Here is an 18336-nt window from a genome sequence, read left to right as displayed (position 1 = left end):
ACAAGCTATTCCTACGCTTGCCAGGGCAGAACATACAAGCGAGCTTGCTCGCGATAGCGGCCTGTATCGAGGCGCCGGACGCCGTCCCTTGAGGCAGGTGGTCGTCTAGCCGCGTGCGTGCGACTGCACCCAGCGCACGATGTCGGCCGCGCTCATCGCGCCCGCCTGTCGCGCGACTTCCACGCCGTTGCGGAACAGCATCAGCGTCGGAATGCTGCGGATGCCGAAACGCGCCGCGGTCTGCCGCGCGGCTTCGGTATCGACCTTGGCGAAGCGCACCTGCGGCAGCTGTCGGGCAGCCGCTTCGAACTGCGGCGCCATCATGCGGCAGGGGCCGCACCAGTCGGCCCAGAAATCGACGACCACCGGTAATTCGGTGCGGCCGACATAGGAATCGAAGTTCGCGTCGCCGAGCGCGAACGGTGCGGCTTCAAGCAGCGGCGCCTTGCAGCGCGCGCAGACCGGGCCATCGCCCAGACGTTCGTCGGGAATGCGGTTGGTGGCGCTGCACTGCGGACACACGACATGCATGGTCTTGCCCTCGGAAGGATGTCGGGCAGCAGATGGGGGTGGCGCCGGTGAATCCAAGTCCGGGCGAGTTAGGCGGCATTTCCGGGGGAGCATTCCTCTGACCGCAACTGCGCCTGTATCGAAGCCAGCGGACCGCAGTGGCTTCGTCGCGGCCAAGGCCGCTCCCACAAGGGGGTGCGCCCGATTCGCCACCGGAGTGCGGGTCAGGTTCGGTGGGAGGGGGGCCTCTGACCTCGACAGCAGCCCGGTGAACTGCTGTGGCTGCGTCGCGGCCAAGGCCGCTCCCGCAGGGGTGTGCCCGATTCGCCACCGGAGTGCGGGTCAGGTTCTGTGGGAGGGGTCTTCTGACCCCGACAGCAGCCTGCACCGTAGCCAGCGAACGGCGGCGGCCGTGTCGCGGTCAAGGCCGGGTCGTCATCCGGCAGTCACCGCCCTCAGAGACTGGCCGCGTGCGGGCGCCCCTGTTCGCGCGCGCTCTGGCAGCCGATGCACAGCGCAGCCTGCGGTTCGGCCTGCAGCCGGGCGAGCGGGATGTCGGTGCCGCAGTCGGCACACCGGCCATAGTCGCCGTCGGCCAGACGCCGCAGCGCAGCGTCGAGTGCGGCCAGTTCGACCGTTTCGAGATCGGTCATCGCCAGATCGATCTCACGGTCGGCGCTGCGCTGTGGCGCGTCGTCGCCGTCCTGTAGCAGCACGTCGCGCGCATGTTCGACACGCGTGCGGCCCTGCAGTTGTGCCTGGATGTGGGCGGTGAGCGCGTCGTGACGTGCGCGCAGCCGACGTTCCAGTTGATCGCGGTCAGCCTGGGTGAGCGGGGTATTCATGGTGTCGTCCTCCTTGTACCCATGCTGTCACCGGCGCGCGCGAGTGGCGTTGATCGGTGTCAATGGGGTCTGCTGCATCGCGTTACAAGGAGCTGGCAGGACATCGACACAGCATGAATCCGGATGCGCTATCGTCGCGGCGTCCGTCCGATCCGTGACTGCCACCATGCCAAGCAAGTTGTACGACAGCCGTTCCGCCCTGCTGGCGCGCCTGAAGCGCCGCATCGAAAGCGAGTCCTGGCCGCGCCTGCAGATGATGGTGATCGTTGCGTTCACCGGCGCCGCCGGGCTGGTGGCGTCGTTTACATTGATGCAGGCCGGCATCGACAGCATGGCGCTGCGCTACCCGCTGGCGCTCGGCTTCGCCTACGTCGTGTTCCTGTGCCTGCTCTGGCTGTGGCTGCACACGCGGGCGGAGGATTACGTCGATGTGCCCGATGAGTCCGGCGCCCTGCCAGTGGACGGTGGCGGCGTGCCATCGTTCGCCGGCAAGGGTGGCGACTTCGGCGGTGGCGGCGCGAGCGGGTCTTTCGACGACACGTCGTCGTCCGGCTTGATGGACAGCGACGCGCTGCCGTCGGTCGTGCGCGAAGCCGGATCGGCCGTCGACGCCGACGAACTGGCGATTCCGCTCGTCGTGCTGGCCCTGCTGCTCGGCATGGCGCTGGCGTCGCTGTACATCGTGTATGCCGCGCCCGTGTTGTTCGCCGAACTGCTGCTCGACGGCGTGCTTGCCTGCTCGCTGTACCGTCATCTGAAGGCGACCGACAGTCCGCACTGGCTGACGACGGCCTGCCGGCGCACCTTCTTGCCGTTTGCGCTGACCGCGCTCTTCCTGTGCCTGACCGGTTTCGCGATGAGCGTCTACGCGCCGGACGCACGCTCGGTCGGCGATGTGATCGCGTACGCGAATGCGCGCTGAACAGGCCCTGACATGACCTACTCCGCACTCGATGTCGCCGCCCGCATTGCACGCGGCGACAGCACGGCCATCGACGAGCTGGAGGTCTGCCTCGCGCGCATCCGCCGGCACAACGGCGACGTCAATGCGGTGGTCACGCTGGACGAGGCCGGCGCCCGTGCCGCCGCCCGCGCGGCCGACGCGCTGCGTGCCGCCGGCGGTCCGCTGCCGCCGCTGCTGGGCGTGCCGATGACGGTGAAGGATGCATTCGAGACCGCCGGCCTGCGTACGACGGCCAGCCATCCGCCGCTGGCCCGGCACGTGCCGGCGACCGACGCGACGGTGGTGGCGCGCCTGAAGGCGGCCGGCGCGGTGCTGGTCGGCAAGACCAATCTGCCGGAACTGGCCGCCACGCCGCAATGCCGGAGCCCGCTGTTCGGGCCGACCCGCAACCCGTGGGACCTGCGGCTCACGCCGGGCGGCAGTTCCGGTGGCAGCGCGGCGGCGGTGGCGATGGGCTTTTCGTACATCGACCCGGGCAGTGACATCGGCGGCTCGATCCGCATACCCGCGGCCTGCTGCGGCGTGGCCGGACTGAAGGCGACCGAGAACCGCATCCCGCGCACAGGCCACATTCCGCATCTGCCGGGCGGACGGCGCAGCGTGCGTCACCTGCTGTCCTTCGGCGCGCTGGCGCCATCAGTCGCCGACCTTCAGACCGCGCTGGCGGTGCTCGCCGGCCCGGACGGGCTCGATGTCGAAGTGCCGCGCGTGCCCTTCCAGCCCGCGCCGTCGCCCGGGCGACCGCTGCGCATCGCCTGGTGGGACGGGTTCGGCGGCCTGCCGCTGTGCCGGCGCACGCGCGCCGCACTGGCGCGCACGGTGGCGGCGCTGGAGGCCGCCGGCTGCGTGGTCGAGCAGCGCTGCCCGGAGGGCTTCGACGTACTCAAGGCCTGGCAGGCCTACGGCTGGATCGCCGGCACCGAAATCGGGCTCGGCATGCCGGGGCTGGCGCGTCGGTTGATCGCGGTGATGGGCCGCTTCGTCACGCGCGACCAGCCGATCGCGCACGCCTTCGTGCAGGGGCTGACGCTGGACGCGCAGCGTTACAGCCGTGCGCTGAACACGCGCGACCGCATGGTGCGCACGCTCGAACGCTTCCTCGACAGCTGGGACACCTGGCTGTGCCCGGTGGCCTGCACGGTCGCCTATCCGCAGACCGAGCTGGTGTGGTGGCGCCGTCCGCCCGATATCGAGGTCGACGCTGCGCCCTGGCCTTTTGTCGAAGCGGCCATCGGCATGGTGACGCCGTTTTCGCTGACCGGCAGCCCGGTGGTGGTGTTGCCGGCCGGCGTCGAGGACGGCCTGCCGGTGGGCTTCCAGTTCGTCGGCCGCCGCTGGCAGGACGAAGCGCTGCTGGCGACCTGCGCGGATATTGAGCGGGTGCTCGGCGCGCGTCCTGTGCCGCCGCGGGCGCTTACCACCGGCCGATGGACTTGATGTAGGCCACCAGTTCCCAGATCTCTTCCTGCGTGAACACCTCGCCCCAGGGCGGCATCGGCGTCGCGCCCTTGCCGCCGTCGCGGATGGTGTTGAACACGTATTCCGCTTCGAGTCCCTCGCGCTCGATGAACAGCGCCGGCTTGTGGCCGTGGCAGTAGTCGGCGCAGGTCGACTGGAAGCGGCCCTGGCCGGCCTTGATGCGGGCCGGGTCGGCGAGGTCGAAAGGGGCGGGGCCGGCGGGCGCGGCGCCGTCCGGCGTTTTGTCCGGCAGCACGGCGTTGAAGGCCATCGCTGACGCCATGCAGCTCATCAGTGCTGCGAAGCTGAGTTTCCGTATATCCATGAATCCGTTCCGGGGAGTGCGTGTTTTCGATGACCGTGCCGCGCGTCGGCGCGACACGGTCCGGACGCAGGCAGTGCCGCGTCCTGCTTCAGTCGACCTGGACGGCGACCAGTTCGGCCGGCAGGCCGGCGCCGCCGATCGGCACCACGACGTACTGCTTGCCGCCAGCGCGGTAGGTCATCAGTGCGCCGAAGGCGGCACCCGGCAGCTTCACTTCGCCGAGCACGTCACCGGTGCGCGCGTCGTGCGCGTACAGGAAGGGCTCCTTCTCTTCCGCTGTCGCCTGCGTGATCAGCGCGTTGCCGCGTGACGACAGGCCAATCACCGAGTTCGTCCCTTCCGGTGCGAGGAAGAGCACGTCGTCGGTCAGCGCGATGAAGCTCTCGCGCGGCACACCGACGCGGTCCAGCTTCAGATCCTTGATCGCCGGGTGATCGACCGGGCCCTTGCCGGCCGGCACGCGCCACAGGTGCTTGCCGGTGTTCATGTCGATCGCGGTGACGGTGGAGAAGGGGGGCTTGAACAGCGGCAGACCTTGCGGACCGCCAACGCCGGCCCAGGTGCCGGTGTAGTCGTACACGCCCTCGTTCTCCTTCTTCAGCTTGATGCCGAAGGGGATGGTGAAGGACGGCACGTACAGCACATTGGTCTTCGGGTTGTGCGCAGCGCCCGCCCAGCTGGCGCCACCGAGCACGCCCGGCACCTGCAGCGTGCCGGCCTTGTCGAGGGTCGGCGGCGTGTACAGCGGGCCGTAGTTGTAGCGCGACAGGATCTTCTTCGCCTCCTCCTTCAGCTGCGGCGTCAGGTCGATCAGGTCGTCCTCGCTCACGCCCTGCTGCACGAAGGGTGCGGGCAGGCTGGGGAAGGGCTGGGTCAGCGACGAGCGCTCGCCCGGCACGGTGGACTGCGGCACCGGCTTTTCGGTGATCGGCCACACCGGCGCGCCGGTGCTGCGGTCGAAGGTGAACACGAAGCCCTGCTTGGTTACCTGCGCCAGCGCCTTCACCTTCTTGCCATTGACCGTGAGGTCCATCAGGTTGGGCGCGGTCGGCAGGTCGTAGTCCCACAGGCCGTGATGGACGATCTGCTGGTACCAGGCGATCTTGCCGGTCTTCGCGTTGAGTGCGACCACTGATTCGCCGAACAGGCCGTTGCCCTTGCGGTGGCCGCCATAGAAGTCGTTGGTCGGCGTCGAGAAGGGCAGGTAGACCAGGCCCAGTTCCTCGTCGCAGCTCGGGCGTGCCCACATGTTGGCCGAGCCGGTGGTCTTCCACGAACCGTCTTCCCAGGTTTCGTTGCCCGGCTGGCCTTCCTGCGGCGGCTGCTCGAAATGCCAAACGCGTTTGCCACTGCGGATGTCGAAAGCCTGGATGTCGCCCGGCGGGTGGTTCTTCATCGGCGCACGGCCGACGGCGAAGGAATCGAGCACGGCCAGGCTGGGCACGATGGTGTTGCCGCAGACGATGGGTGGCGAAGTGAGGGCAACGAGCGAGCGGTCGACAAAGCGTCGCAAACCCTTGGTCATGTCGATGCGACCCTTGTCGCCCCACGATTCGATCGGCTTGCCCGTCTTCGCATTCAGCGCGATCAGGTAGCCGTCGCCGGTGCCGACCAGGATGCGCTTGTCCTCACCGTCCGCCCAGTAGGACAGGCCGCGGCTGATGAAGCCGAGGTTGGGCGGCGTGCCTTCGACATAGGCCTTGGGGTCGTAGGTCCACAAGGTCTTGCCGGTCTTGCCGTCGATGGCCGATACCATGGACATCGGCGAGCTGGAATACAGCACGCCGTCGATGGCCAGCGGCGTCGATTGATTCACCCAGGTGCGCAGTTCGGCGTTGTCCTGCCACACCTTGTTGTCCGGCATGGCCCAGCGCCAGGCCACCTTCATCGACTTCACGCTCTGCGCGTTCACCTTGCCGCCGGCCAGATAGCGCGAGCCGGCCTTGTCGCCGTTGTACTCGGTCCAGTTGCCGTCGCCCGCAGCGGCCATCGCCAGCGGGGCGGCGCCGAGCATGATGGACAGCCACAATGTCTTTCTGGCTGCGCGGGGAAAAGCGCCCGCGGAATTCAGCATCGCCATGTTTCCTCTCTCCAATCGAGTTCGTTGTGTTCGTCTGTGGAACGCAACGGCGGTCTGCCGGTGCGTGCCAGGACGACGCAAGATCGGTGCCGATGGAAACCCGGGAAATGCGCCCGGCATGGTCCGGGACAATCGCCGACGGGATACGGGTGTACCGGTTTTTGCGGCCGGATCAGAGACGGGTGTCTCGCTAACGCGTGCGACGTCTCAGCGCTCGACGGCGTGCGATCGCGGCGGGAGGAGAGACGAGGGAAGAGGGAAGAGGGAAGAGGGAAGAGGGGAGGGTGGAGGCGGCGACGTGGTGCTGCATCGAACTCGCCGCCGCCGGTCAGCCCCGGTCAGTGCGGCGGCTGGCGGTTCGATGAGGTGTTCAGCGGCCGTCAGGAAGGGCGGGCGCCGGCGAGCCGCTCGCGTCGTCCGCAGCGCTGACGCGCCAGACGGTATTGCCGACGTCGTCGGCGACCAGCAGGCCGCCCTTGCGGTCGATGGCCACGCCGACCGGTCGCCCGTACGCGTCGCCGTCGCCGCTGAGGAAACCGGTGAGTACGTCGATCGGCTCGCCTGCCGGACGGTCGCCTTCGAACGGCACGAAGATCACCTTGTAGCCGCTGTGCGGCTTGCGGTTCCACGAACCGTGCTGACCGATGAACATGCCCTGCGCGAACCCGCTGCCCAAGGTGTTGCCGGCCGACCAGGCAAGACCGAGCGAGGCGGTGTGTGGGCCCAGGGCGTAGTCGGGCACGCGCGACGTGGCAACCCGTTCCGGCTTCTGCGGTTCGACGCGCCGGTCCACGTGCTGACCGTAGTAGCTGTAGGGCCAGCCGTAGAAGCCGCCATCCTCCACCGAGGTGAGGTAGTCGGGAACGAGATCGCTGCCGATCTCGTCGCGCTCATTGACCACCGTCCACAAGGTGCGTCCCGCGCCGTCCCAGGCCATGCCGTTGGGGTTTCTGAGGCCGGTCGCGAACAGACGCTTGTCGCCGCTGGCGACATCGACTTCCCAGATCGCGGCGCGACCTTCCTCGGCCTCGATGCCGTTCTCGGCCACGTTGCTGTTCGAGCCGACGGTGACGTACAGCTTTCTGCCGTCGGGGCGGGCGATCAGGTTCTTCGTCCAGTGATGGTTCAGCGTGCCGCCCGGCAGGTCGGTCACCCGTTCTCCGCCCTCGGTGATTTCGAGTGCGCCGGTCCGGTAAGGAAAGCGGACGACGGCGTCGGTGTTCGCCACGTAGAGCCGGTCGCCGACCAGCGCCATGCCGAACGGGGAGTTCAGCCCCTGGAGCAGGACCGAACGTACGTCGGCCGTGCCGTCGCCATCGGTATCGCGCAGCAGGGTGATGCGGTTGGCGCTGGGCACCCCGGCGCCGGCCCGCTTCATCACCATCCCGGTCACCCAGCCCTTGATGCCCTTGCGGTCGTCCGGGCGCTCCGGCGCATTCGTTTCAGCCACCAGCACGTCGCCGTTCGGCAGTACGAGCAGCCAGCGCGGGTGGTCGAGGTCGCGCGCGAAGGCGGTCACCCGGGTGCCGGTTGCCGGCAGCGGCGCGCCGCCTTCGGGCCAGCCCTTGGCGGGCGCGATGTGCATGGTCGGCAGCAGCGTCGAACGAGGCGGCGGCAGTTGCGGGTGCGGCCCGCTGCCGGCCGAAACCGGCAGCTCGGCCACGTCGCCGCAGCCGGCCAGCGTCAGCAGCAGGGCTGCGCTGGCCGACGCGCCGCGCATCCGTTGGTGCAGTCCGGGACACGCGAGGTGCAGGCACGTCATATCCGCCCCATCAACAGAAGGATGACGAGGATGACGACGACCAGGCCGACGCCGCCCACCGGTCCGTAACCCCAGGCGCGGCTGTGTGGCCAGGTCGGAAGAACGCCGATCAGGGCCAGGATGAGGATGATCAGAAGTATGGTTCCAAGGCTCATATCCGTTTCCTCGCTTTCGTGATTGCAGGATGAAGGGTCCGGAGACCGGCCGGATCCGGTGCCTGCGCGTTGCCGTGCAGTCGAGCTGTCACAGCAATCGCTGTTCCCGACCTCACGGTGGCCGATGCCCGCAGCAGCCCGCAGGCCGCGCACATTCTTCAAGCGGATTGCCAGGATTTACCCGGAATGCGGGCAACCGGCCCGCGCGCGGTGCGGCGGGGCCGGGCACCGCGCTTGCAAAGCGTCCTCCTCTTCGCGCCACGCGGCCCGTTCGTCCGGGAGCAGACGTAACGGGACGTGAAGGGCGCGCGGCGGCTGCGGCCGCCGTGCGGCATCGAACGATCAACACGGAGGACATCGCATATGAGCAGGCAGGCAAGGAAAACGGAAGGCGCTGACGCCAGCGCGGCCCGGCACGCAGCGGGCGGAGAACTTCACCAGACGGCGCAGGGCGATCAGCCCGCGCTGACCACCAATCAGGGTGCGCCCGTCTCCGACAACCAGAATTCGCTGCGCGCGCACGCGCACGGGCCCACGCTGCTGGAGGATTTCGTCCTCCGCGAGAAGATCACCCACTTCGATCACGAGCGCATTCCCGAACGCATCGTGCATGCTCGCGGCTCGGCTGCGCACGGCTATTTCGAACTGACGCGCTCGCTCGGCGAGTACACGACGGCGCAGGTGCTGACCGAGGTGGGCGCGCGCACGCCCGTCTTCTGTCGCTTTTCCACGGTGGCCGGCGGTGCCGGGTCGATCGATACGCCGCGCGATGTGCGGGGCTTCGCCGTCAAGTTCTACACGCCTCAGGGCAACTGGGATCTGGTCGGCAACAACATTCCCGTGTTCTTCATCCAGGATGCGATGAAGTTTCCGGATCTGGTGCATGCCGTGAAGATGGAGCCTGACCGCGGCTTCCCGCAGGCGGCGACTGCGCACGACACCTTCTGGGACTACATTTCGCTGACGCCGGAATCCATGCACATGGTGATGTGGATCATGTCCGACCGCACGCTGCCGCGCTCGCTGCGCATGATCGAGGGCTTCGGCATCCACAGCTTCCGGCTGCTCGATGCCGACGGCGAGTCGACCTTCGTGAAGTTCCACTGGCGGCCCAGGCTGGGCCTGCAATCGACGGTGTGGGACGAAACCGTGAAGATTGCCGGTGCCGACCCGGACTACCACCGGCGCGACCTGTTCGAGGCGATCAGCAACGGCGACTTCCCCGAGTGGGAGCTGGCGGTGCAGCTGTTCACCGCGGAGCAGGCCGCCGACTTTCCGTTCGACCATCTCGATGCCACCAAGCTGATACCGGAGGAGTGGGTGCCGCTGCAGGTGATCGGTCGCCTGGTGCTTGACCGCTGGCCCGACAACTTCTTCGCCGAAACCGAACAGGTCGCCTTCTGTCCGGCGAACATCGTGCCCGGCATCGACTTCTCGAACGATCCGCTGCTGCAAGGGCGCCTGTTCTCCTATCTCGACACCCAGCTGCTGCGGCTCGGTTCGCCCAACTTCCACCAGATTCCGGTCAATGCGCCAAAGTGCCCCTTCGCCAACCAGCAGCGCGACGGTCATATGCAGATGCTGCAGCCGAAGGGGCGCGTCGCCTACGAACCCAGCTCACTGGCGCCGCCACCGGCGCGCGAGACGCCGGACGGCTTCCGCAGCGCAGCGGTCGCCGAGGGGGGCGACAAGGGGCGTGTCCGTCCCGAGAGCTTCGCCGACCACTACAGTCAGGCCAGGCAGTTCTGGCGCAGCCAGACGGAATACGAACAGGCCCACATCGCGTCCGCGCTGGTGTTCGAGCTGTCCAAGGTGGAACACCTGCACGTGAGGCAGGCGATGACGGGACATCTGCGCAACATCGACGAGGCGCTGGCGCAGCGCGTTGCGAAGGGCCTGGCCCTCGATTCGCTGCCGGACGCCCCGTTGCCGGCGTGCCCGGTGCAGGACCTGCCGCCCTCGCCGCCGCTGCGCACCATCGGCAAGACACCGCCGACGCTCGCCGGCCGGGTCGTCGGGATACTGATTGCCGACGGTTCGGATCGCGTCACCGTCGATGTGCTCATGGTCGCCCTCACCCAGGCCGGTGCGCGGGTGAAGATCGTTGCTCCGAAGGTCGGTGGCGCATGCATGTCGGATGGCGCGATGCGGGCTGCGGACATGCAGCTTGCCGGCGCGCCGTCGGTGCTGTTCGACGCGGTGGCCGTGCTGCTGTCGGAAGAGGGGGCGGCGACGCTGCTGAAAGAGTCGGCTGCCATCGATTTCGTGCGCGACGCGTTCGGCCATCTGAAGGCGCTGGCGCTCGACGCGGGCGGGCAGGCGCTGTTTCGTGCGGGCGGCCTTCAGGTCGACGCAGGCGTGGTTGCGGCCGACGATCCGGCGGCCTTCGTTGCGGCGGCCGGTACGCGGCAGTGGGCGCGCGAGGCGCAGGTGCGCATGCTCGCCTGAGGCGCGGCCCGCTCGCGTCGTTCAGTGATCGCGCCCGGCCCGCAGGTGGCGGAAGTGCGCCGGTGCGTGCGACACGACGGACGAGGCGATCAGCAGCAGCCAGAAGAGGCCGGCGGCGAACTGCGGCAGCACGACCATCGCCGCGACGCCGAGCAGTTTGAGCGGGATGAACAGTCCGGCCAGTTCGACCGCGTGGCGCGGCTTGCTCCACACCTCGATGCCGTAGAGGCCGAGGCCGGTTGCCAGCATCAGCGCGGCGGCGCCACGGCGGTACTCGTCCTGGCCGGTCAGCAGCGCGCTGCCCACCAGCACGACGCCGACCAGATGCAGCGAACGCAGCGCGACCAGCAGCCAGCGGCGGCCGGGAAAATCGCGACGGTTGCTCGGCGCGAAGTCGTGGGGCAGGTCATGCGTGGGCATGGTGCGAGTATGACTCACCACGCATCCACCGGGCTGATGTCGTCGCTGGCGAAGGGCAGGAAAGGACCGGTGCCGCTGTGGTCTGAACTCGATGCCGGCACGAAGGCGCCGACGTGTACATCGAACACGTGCACCTCGCCGTCCTCGATCACGTAGTGCCAGCCGTGCAGCGCGAGCTGACCGGCGTCGACCTGACGGCGCACCATCGGATAGTCCATCAGCCTTTCCAGCTGCAGCACGACCGCCCGCTGTTCGGTGCGGCGCAGCGCCTCGTCGGTGAGCTGCACCGGCAGCACCGCTTCACGCCCGAGGTCGAGCCAGGCGTTCAGGTTGGGCGCGTCCGGCCCGACGCCTTCGTACAGCGCACGCACACCGCCGCAATGGCTGTGGCCGCAGACGACGATGTGGGCGACCTTGAGGTTGAGCACGGCGTACTCGATCGCTGCGGCCGTGCCATGGAAGCCGGCCAGTTCGCCGCGCTGCGTGCCGCCGTCGTAGGGCGGCACGAAGGCGCCGACGTTGCGCACGATGAACAGTTCGCCCGGACCGGTTCCGGTCAGCAGATAGGGCACCAGGCGCGAGTCCGAACAGCCGATGAACAGGATGGTCGGGTGCTGGCCGTCGCGCACCAGGTGCTGGAACTGGTCCTGCACGCCAGGAAAGGTGTGGTCGTGAAAGCGGCGCAGGCGTGCGAGCAGTTCGTCGGGCATGGCGGTGTCCTCCGGTTCAGGCGGGTCGGTGCAGCAGCGGACCGATGGCGTCCAGCGTGTTCTTCAGCAGCAGGCCGTACTCGGTGTCGCCCTCCATCACCAGCGCGCGCTCGAAGAACAGGCGATCGGCGTCGTCGTCGCCGCGCAGCAGGCGCAGATAGCTGGCGCTGTCGGCGGCGATGCGCAGCGCGACCGGGCCGTGGTCGGGCGCGCTGCGAAAGCGGCCGTCGCGCAGTGCGAGGCGGCAACGCAGGCCGAAGTCGCGCACCTCGATCTCGACCGTGCGGTCGGCAAGTTCGAGTGCCGCATCGGCCGGCAGGCGCGGACGCAGCACGCGGTTCAGCGCGGCGGCGAGCAGCCGCGACGGCGGCTGTATCGGCAGGCGAGCGATCAGCGTGCGCAGTGCGGCGGGCGGCGGCGGCAGCGCCGGCAGCCTGATCGGGAACGAGGTCTTCATGCGGGCATCCTTTCCAGTCCGGGACGGCGGTGGGCGTAACCATTGACCAGACCGCCGGGCAGGCTTAGCGCTTCGAGCGCGGCGACGGCGTCAGCGGCGTCGGCCGGGCCGTTCCAGGTGCGTTCGAACAGATCGACCACGGTGGCGAAGTCGCGCGAGGTGGGTGACAGCCGGCCGCGGGTGACACCGGCGGCGCGCAATGCCGGGGCGTCGGCGATCAGGCAGTGTTGCGCCGCCGACTGCGTCTGTATGCCATTCAGGGCGAGGAAGTGCTGCTGTTCGGTGGTGTCGAGCAGCAGGCCGTCCGGGTGTTCGATGCAGCGGAAGCCGCACTGGTCCTTGCTCAGGTGGAAATGGCGTGCGGTGAAACAGCGCGCCGAGAAGGCCAGCGGCAGGCGGCCGAAGGCGAACACCTCGGTGGCGACCGGTGTGTCGTTCGCCGGTCCGCCGTTCACTGGCGCGGCCGGCGGATTAATCAGCGCCAGCGCGTCCAGCGCAAGTTCGACCGGTGCGACCCAGCGTGTCGCGCCGAGCGCCGCGTGTTCGCGCAGGGCCGGCTGGCTGTAGACGTTGATGTGCGGGCCGAGCACGAAGGGCCGGCCGGCCAGTGCGCGCAGCGCCGAGGCGTCGCCGGCTTCGACCAGGAATTCTGTCTGGTCGGCCCAGCGGTGCAGTGCGCGCAGGTCGGCGGCCGATTCGAGCAGTGCCTGGCTGGCCAGCACGACTTCCTTGCCGCAGGCGGCGAGATCGCGCGCGAGGGCGAGCCAGTCCTCCGCCTTCATTTCGTGGCGGCGGCTGCACACGACTTCGCCGAGCACCACGGTGTCGGCGGGTGACTCGGCGACTTCGGCGTAGAAGTCGAGCAGCGTGCGGCGCGGCCAGTAGTACAGCACCGGGCCGACGGTCAGGGCGATGCGGGTGTTCATGGGTGTGTTCATGGATTCACCGCCACGGCCGGTCGTAGGCGCCCAGCGTGTGCTGCTGGCCTTCGGCCCAGCGGCCGAGCGCGGCGGTCCATTGCGGCTGCACGCCGAAGCGCGCCGGCTGCGCGGCGCAGTCGTCGATGGCGGCGCGCCAGACGCGGGTGACCTGTTCGACATAGGCCGGGCTGCGCTGGCGCCCCTCGATCTTGATCGCGGCAATGCCCATGTCCATCAGCTGCGGCAGCAGCGCCAGCGTGTTCAGGCTGGTCGGTTCTTCCAGCGCGTAATCGCGTGCGCCGTCGACCTCGAAGCGACCCTTGCACAGCGTCGGATAGCCGCGCGGCTCGTCCGGCGCGTAGCGGTCGATCAGCACGCCATTGAGACGGGCGGACACGCCGCTGGCGCCGTCCTCCCAGCGGACCGCCGATGGCGGCGAGCAGACGCCGGCGGTGTTCGGCGACTGGCCCGTCGCATAGGAGGACAGCGCGCAGCGGCCCTCGACCATGACGCACAGACTGCCGAAGCCGAACACCTCGATCTCGGCCGCGCTGTTGCGGCACACCTGTTCGACCTGCGGCAGCGTGAGCACGCGCGGCAGCACGGCGCGACGGATACCGTAGCGCTCGCGGTAGAACTCGATCGCTTCCCAGGTGGTGGCCGAAGCCTGCACCGACAGGTGCAGACGCAGATCGGGATGGTGATCGCGCGCGTAGGCCAGCACCGCGGTGTCAGCGCAGATCAGCGCGTCGATGCCCAGTCCGGCGGCGGCATCGACCGCGGCGAACCAGCGCTCGGGCGCACGGGCGTCGGCGAAGGTGTTGAGTGCCATCAGCACTTCGCGACCGCGGCTGCGGGCGTAGGCGATGCCGTCGCGCGCCTGCGCGAGGTCGAAGTTCAGGCCGGCGAAGTTGCGTGCGTTGGTGGCGTCCTTCAGGCCCATGTAGACGGCGTCGGCGCCGGCATCGATGGCCAGCGTCAGCGCGCGCAGCGAGCCGGCCGGGCAGACGAGGGCGGGTTTTCGGGGGAGCGTTGCGTGGGCGGTGCGGGATGTTTGCATGTCGGAAAGGTCCGGAACTGCGGGCGCCGCCCAGTGTGAGCATCACGCGCGGCGCCGTGTTGATCCGGGTCAGACCGGTGTCACACGGCGCCGCGCGCGATTGAACTCATTGCACCAGCGGCGTGTCGGCGATGTCCATGTCGATGCCTTCGAGTACGGCCTGGCCGGCCAGCAGCGCGACGTACTGGCGCAGCGCGGTGGCGAAGCTCTGCTGACGCAGCGAGGCGGCGACGGTGCCGCGTACTTCCTCGAAGGGCTGCACGGTGCCGGCCTCGCGCTCCTGCACGTCGATCACATGGAAGCCGAAGCGGCTGTGCACCAGGCGCGGCAGAACGCCGATGTCGTGCTGACCGAAGATGGCGCGGGCGAATTCCGGCACCACTTCCTCCGGCGCCAGCCAGCCGAGGTCGCCGCCGCGTTCGCTGCTCGGGCAGTTCGAGTTCTGCCGGGCGGCGTCGGGGAAGGGGTCTTCGCCGTCGGCGTGCGCACGTACGTCGATCAGCACCGCTTCGGCGCGACCACGCAGCGCATTGACGTCGACGCCCGGCGTCACCGCGAACAGGATGTGGCGCATGCGCGCACGCTGGCCCACGGTGTAGCGGCCGAGGTGGGCGCTGTAGTGACGGCGGCAGGCGTCCTCGGACGGCTCCGGCACCTGCACCGCTTGGCCGATCAGCGTGTCGATGGCGGTGGCGGCCTCTTCCGAAATCAGGCCGTCGGCCGACTGTTCGTCGCTGGCCGACAGCAGGCCGGCCTGCTGTGCCGCCTGACGCAGCAGTTCGGTGCAGGCGCGGTTGCGCAGTTCGTCCGGCGTAACCTCCTCGTCCGCACCGTTGATCGCGATGCCGTTGACGCGGGCGATGCCGCGGCTGTCTTGCGTGGACTGCATGGTGTCTCCTCGATCCTTTTATGAATGGATGCGCCGCGCAGCCGCGACGCATCCTTCACATCATCTCAGACACCGGCGCCCGGCTGGCGCGGCTGATTGTGTCCGGCCGGCAGGTTGAGCCGGCGTGCGCGCACCACCTGGTAGGGGCGGAACACGTACAGTACCGACGCGAAGCCGCTCCACACGTGCACCAGACGGGTGAAGGGGAAGATCAGGAAGATCGTCATGCCGAGGAACATGTGGGTCTTGAACACCCAGCCCGCTTCGGCCAGCAGTTCCGGCGCGCCGGCGCGGAAGGTGACGATGCGCTGCGCCCATTCGGCGAGCAGCAGCATCATGCTGCCGTCCAGGTGCTGTGCCGACAGCGGGATGGTGGCCAGACCGAGCAGCAACTGCACCCACAGCAGCACGGCGATGACGATGTCGCTGGTCTTCGACGTCGCGCGGATGCGCGGCTCGGTCAGCCGGCGGTGCAGCAGGATGGTCAGGCCGATGAAGCCGAGCAGGCCGGCGATGCCGCCGGTCACCATCGCAACCAGCTGCTTGGCGCCAGCGCCGATGAAGTGCTCATAGACGATGTGCGGCGTCAGCATGCCGAAGAAGTGCCCGAAGAACAGGAAGAGCACGCCGATGTGGAACAGGTTGCTGCCCAGGCGCAGCTGACCGCGGCGCAGCAGCTGCGACGAATCGCTCTTCCACGTGTACTGGTCGCGGTCGAAGCGCAGCAGGCTGCCGATGAAGAACACGGCGAGGCAGATGTAGGGGTAGTAACCGAACAGCAGGTTGTCGAGCCAGGAAGTCATGGTTGTACTCCTTGAGTGGCGGAGGACTTGCGGACGAGGTGTATGGGTTGCGCGGCTCCGGGTTTGGCCTGGCCGTGCGAGGAGCAGCCGTCGAAGGCGAGCGGTTCGGCCCAGCTGTCGTCGAGTGCTTCGTCCGGCTGGATCTTGACCGCATGGGCACGCTCGCCGGCCAGTTCGATCAGCGCGCCGACCACGCTGGCGTAGCGGCTTTCGCGCTTGACCAGTGCCGTGAACAACGCATTCAGGATGTGCGTCATTTCGCCGAGGAAGGCGCGCGCCTCCTTCGGTGGCTGGGTGGAGGCGAATTCGAGCACCACCGGCAGGTAGTCCGGCAGTTCACCGGCGGACAGGAAGAGGCCGGCCTTCTCGTAGGTCTGCGCCAGATCGATCATCGCCGGGCCGCGGTCGCGCGAATCGCCATGCACGTGTTCGAACAGGTGCAGCGAAGTCGAGCGACCACGGTCGAACAGTTCGACGTAGGCGGCTTCGGTGTCCAGCGGGGCCTGCTGCTGCAGTGCTTCGATCAGCGCCTCCAGTTCCGCCAGACGGCCCGCCGACAGCGCGGCCTCGTCGTGCAGTGCGGTGGCGATCGACGGCAGCATGCCGCGCAGGCTCGCGTCCGGGTAGCCGATCAGCAGCGCGCAGGCGCGCAGCGTGTGGGTCATCTTCGGTGGACTAAACATTGAGAGGATCCTCATGAACGAGTTGTGGCGGGCATACGCACAGTCCGCCAAGCGGAGGACAATTGGCGCCTGCAGATGCGAACGCGCCGCCCGCCGGGCCGCCCCAAGGGCGAGCGCAGCCCCCTCGGGGGGCAGCGAACGCAGTGAGCGTGGGGGCACACATTCAGACCACCGCCTTGATCGGAATCGTCCGGCGCTTGCTGCCGCCGAACAGGCTGGTATCGGAACTGCCTTCCGAGCAGCCGTTGCCGAAGGAGAAGCCGCAGCCGCCGCGCACGTCGAAGGCGTTCTCCGCGTACTCGCGGTGGGCCGACGGAATGACGAAGCGGTCCTCGTAGTTGGCGATCGCCATCACGTGGTACATGTCCTCGACTGCGGCCTGACTGATGCCGACCTGGGTCAGCGCTGCCGTATTGATGCGACCATCGACGTGCTTCTCGCGCTGGTAGGCACGCATCGCCAGCATGCGTTCGAGTGCGCGCACGACCGGTTGCGTGTCGCCGGCGGTAAGCAGGTTGGCGAGGTACTTGACCGGGATGCGCAGCTGATTCACGTCCGGGATTTCGCCATTGACGCCGACCTGGCCGGCGTTGGCGGCGGCGGTGATCGGCGACAGCGGCGGCACATACCACACCATGGGCAGCGTGCGGTATTCCGGGTGCAGCGGCAGCGCCACCTTCCACTCCACCGCCATCTTGTAAACCGGGCTGCGGCGGGCGGCGTCCATCCACGAATCGGGGATGCCGTCGGCACGGGCCTGTTCGATCACCTTTGGATCGTTCGGGTCGAGGAAGATGTCGAGCTGGGCCTGGTAGAGGTCGCGGTCATGTTCGACCGAAGCCGCTTCCTGGATTCGGTCGGCGTCATACAGCAGCACGCCGAGGTAGCGGATGCGGCCGACGCAGGTTTCCGAGCACACCGTGGGCTGGCCGGCCTCGATGCGCGGGTAGCAGAAGATGCACTTCTCGGCCTTGCCCGACTGCCAGTTGTAGTAGATCTTCTTGTAGGGGCAGCCCGACACGCACATGCGCCAGCCGCGGCACTTGTCCTGGTCGATCAGCACGATGCCGTCTTCCTCGCGCTTGTAGATCGAGCCCGAGGGGCACGAGGCCACACACGCCGGGTTCAGGCAGTGCTCGCACAGGCGCGGCAGGTACATCATGAAGGTGTTCTCGAACTGGCCGTAGATGTCCTTCTGCACCTCGTCGAAGTTCTTGTCCTTCGAGCGCTTCGAGAATTCGCCGCCGAGAATCTCTTCCCAGTTCGGGCCCCATTCGATCTTCTCCATGCGCTGGCCGGTGATCAGGCTGCGCGGCCGTGCGGTCGGCGTCGCCTTCATTTCGGGCGCCGACTGCAGGTGGTCGTAGTCGAAGGTGAAGGGCTCGTAGTAGTCGTCGATTTCCGGCAGGTGCGGGTTGGCGAAGATCTTCATCAGCAGTTGCCACTTGCCGCCCTGGCGCGGCGCGATCGAGCCGTCGCTCTTGCGCATCCAGCCGCCCTGCCACTTGTCCTGGTTTTCCCATTCCTTCGGGTAACCGATGCCGGGCTTGGTTTCGACGTTGTTGAACCACGCGTATTCCATGCCGGGACGGCTGGTCCACACGTTCTTGCAGGTGACCGAGCAGGTGTGGCAACCGATGCACTTGTCGAGGTTGAGCACCATGCCGATTTGAGCGCGTATTTTCATGTCATGTCTCCTTAGGCGTGGGCGGCATCGGTGGCAGCGGCTTCGCCGTCGAGCCAGTCGATGCGCTTCATCTTGCGCACGACGACGAACTCGTCGCGGTTGGTGCCGATGGTTCCGTAGTAGTTGAAGCCGTAGCTGAACTGCGCGTAGCCGCCGATCA

General features: G+C 68.2%; 18 protein-coding genes. 3 read left to right on the top strand and 15 right to left on the bottom strand.

Annotated features, from left to right (window positions below; translation table 11 throughout):
- Positions 1–105: 105 nt before the first annotated feature.
- Positions 106–531, bottom strand: coding sequence for a thioredoxin TrxC (gene trxC / locus IV112_RS19340; RefSeq protein ID WP_304006383.1), 426 nt, complete (start codon positions 529–531; stop codon positions 106–108).
- A 434-nt stretch (positions 532–965) separates the two neighbouring features.
- A complete protein-coding gene (locus IV112_RS19335; protein ID WP_304006380.1) occupies positions 966–1355 on the bottom strand; it encodes a TraR/DksA family transcriptional regulator in 390 nt (129 codons plus the stop codon).
- Between the two features lie 166 nt (positions 1356–1521).
- Between IV112_RS19335 and IV112_RS19330 the strand changes: the two genes are divergently transcribed.
- Both IV112_RS19330 and IV112_RS19325 read left to right on the top strand, forming a co-directional pair.
- Positions 1522–2277: a hypothetical protein gene (locus IV112_RS19330; RefSeq protein WP_304006377.1), complete on the top strand. Its 756-nt coding sequence runs from the start codon at positions 1522–1524 to the stop codon at positions 2275–2277.
- 12 nt (positions 2278–2289) lie between these two features.
- Complete coding sequence (locus IV112_RS19325; RefSeq protein WP_304006375.1) at positions 2290–3756, top strand: amidase; 1467 nt, start codon at positions 2290–2292, stop codon at positions 3754–3756.
- Here the strand turns inward: IV112_RS19325 and IV112_RS19320 are convergent.
- The 4 genes from IV112_RS19320 to IV112_RS19305 form a co-directional block, all read right to left on the bottom strand.
- Positions 3734–4102: a c-type cytochrome gene (locus IV112_RS19320; protein ID WP_304006372.1), complete on the bottom strand. Its 369-nt coding sequence runs from the start codon at positions 4100–4102 to the stop codon at positions 3734–3736. The two genes, IV112_RS19325 and IV112_RS19320, sit on opposite strands and share 23 nt — an antisense overlap.
- 88 nt (positions 4103–4190) lie before the next feature.
- Positions 4191–6176, bottom strand: coding sequence for a pyrroloquinoline quinone-dependent dehydrogenase (locus IV112_RS19315; RefSeq protein WP_304006369.1), 1986 nt, complete (start codon positions 6174–6176; stop codon positions 4191–4193).
- A gap of 376 nt (positions 6177–6552) precedes the next feature.
- The gene (locus IV112_RS19310) at positions 6553–7902 is read right to left on the bottom strand and encodes a PQQ-dependent sugar dehydrogenase (protein ID WP_304006366.1); all 1350 of its coding nucleotides are present in this window, start codon (positions 7900–7902) and stop codon (positions 6553–6555) included.
- 38 nt (positions 7903–7940) lie between these two features.
- The gene (locus IV112_RS19305; protein WP_304006364.1) at positions 7941–8099 is read right to left on the bottom strand and encodes a DUF3309 family protein; all 159 of its coding nucleotides are present in this window, start codon (positions 8097–8099) and stop codon (positions 7941–7943) included.
- A 363-nt stretch (positions 8100–8462) separates the two neighbouring features.
- Between IV112_RS19305 and IV112_RS19300 the strand changes: the two genes are divergently transcribed.
- Entirely contained in the window at positions 8463–10547 is a 2085-nt protein-coding gene (locus IV112_RS19300) for a catalase (RefSeq protein WP_304006360.1), read from the top strand.
- A gap of 21 nt (positions 10548–10568) precedes the next feature.
- Here the strand turns inward: IV112_RS19300 and IV112_RS19295 are convergent, their stop codons facing one another.
- From IV112_RS19295 to narH, 9 genes are all read right to left on the bottom strand, one after another.
- Positions 10569–10967 carry a hypothetical protein gene (locus IV112_RS19295; RefSeq protein ID WP_304006356.1) on the bottom strand — a complete coding sequence of 133 codons (399 nt, stop codon included), beginning with the start codon at positions 10965–10967 and terminating at the stop codon, positions 10569–10571.
- A gap of 14 nt (positions 10968–10981) precedes the next feature.
- The gene (locus IV112_RS19290) at positions 10982–11677 is read right to left on the bottom strand and encodes a carbonic anhydrase (RefSeq protein WP_304006353.1); all 696 of its coding nucleotides are present in this window, start codon (positions 11675–11677) and stop codon (positions 10982–10984) included.
- Between the two features lie 16 nt (positions 11678–11693).
- Positions 11694–12134, bottom strand: coding sequence for a ubiquinone anaerobic biosynthesis accessory factor UbiT (ubiT, locus tag IV112_RS19285; RefSeq protein ID WP_304006349.1), 441 nt, complete (start codon positions 12132–12134; stop codon positions 11694–11696).
- The gene (locus IV112_RS19280; RefSeq protein WP_304006346.1) at positions 12131–13072 is read right to left on the bottom strand and encodes a U32 family peptidase; all 942 of its coding nucleotides are present in this window, start codon (positions 13070–13072) and stop codon (positions 12131–12133) included. Before IV112_RS19280 ends, ubiT begins: the two co-directional genes overlap by 4 nt.
- 4 nt (positions 13073–13076) lie before the next feature.
- Positions 13077–14114, bottom strand: a complete 1038-nt coding sequence (gene ubiU / locus IV112_RS19275; protein WP_304006343.1) for a ubiquinone anaerobic biosynthesis protein UbiU — start codon at positions 14112–14114, stop codon at positions 13077–13079.
- A gap of 106 nt (positions 14115–14220) precedes the next feature.
- Positions 14221–15003, bottom strand: coding sequence for a peptidylprolyl isomerase (locus tag IV112_RS19270; protein WP_304006340.1), 783 nt, complete (start codon positions 15001–15003; stop codon positions 14221–14223).
- A gap of 65 nt (positions 15004–15068) precedes the next feature.
- Positions 15069–15806 (bottom strand): respiratory nitrate reductase subunit gamma, encoded by a 738-nt coding sequence (gene narI / locus IV112_RS19265; protein WP_304006337.1) that lies wholly within the window; start codon positions 15804–15806, stop codon positions 15069–15071.
- The gene (gene narJ / locus IV112_RS19260) at positions 15803–16489 is read right to left on the bottom strand and encodes a nitrate reductase molybdenum cofactor assembly chaperone (RefSeq protein WP_304006334.1); all 687 of its coding nucleotides are present in this window, start codon (positions 16487–16489) and stop codon (positions 15803–15805) included. The genes narI and narJ overlap by 4 nt, the downstream gene beginning before the upstream one ends.
- Positions 16490–16652: 163 nt before the next feature.
- Entirely contained in the window at positions 16653–18176 is a 1524-nt protein-coding gene (narH, locus tag IV112_RS19255; RefSeq protein ID WP_304006331.1) for a nitrate reductase subunit beta, read from the bottom strand.
- Positions 18177–18336 lie beyond the last annotated feature (160 nt).

The organism is Methyloversatilis discipulorum (assembly GCF_018780585.1).
Taxonomy (GTDB): Bacteria; Pseudomonadota; Gammaproteobacteria; order Burkholderiales; family Rhodocyclaceae; genus Methyloversatilis; species Methyloversatilis discipulorum_B.
This window is presented reverse-complemented; position numbering and strand designations above follow the sequence as displayed.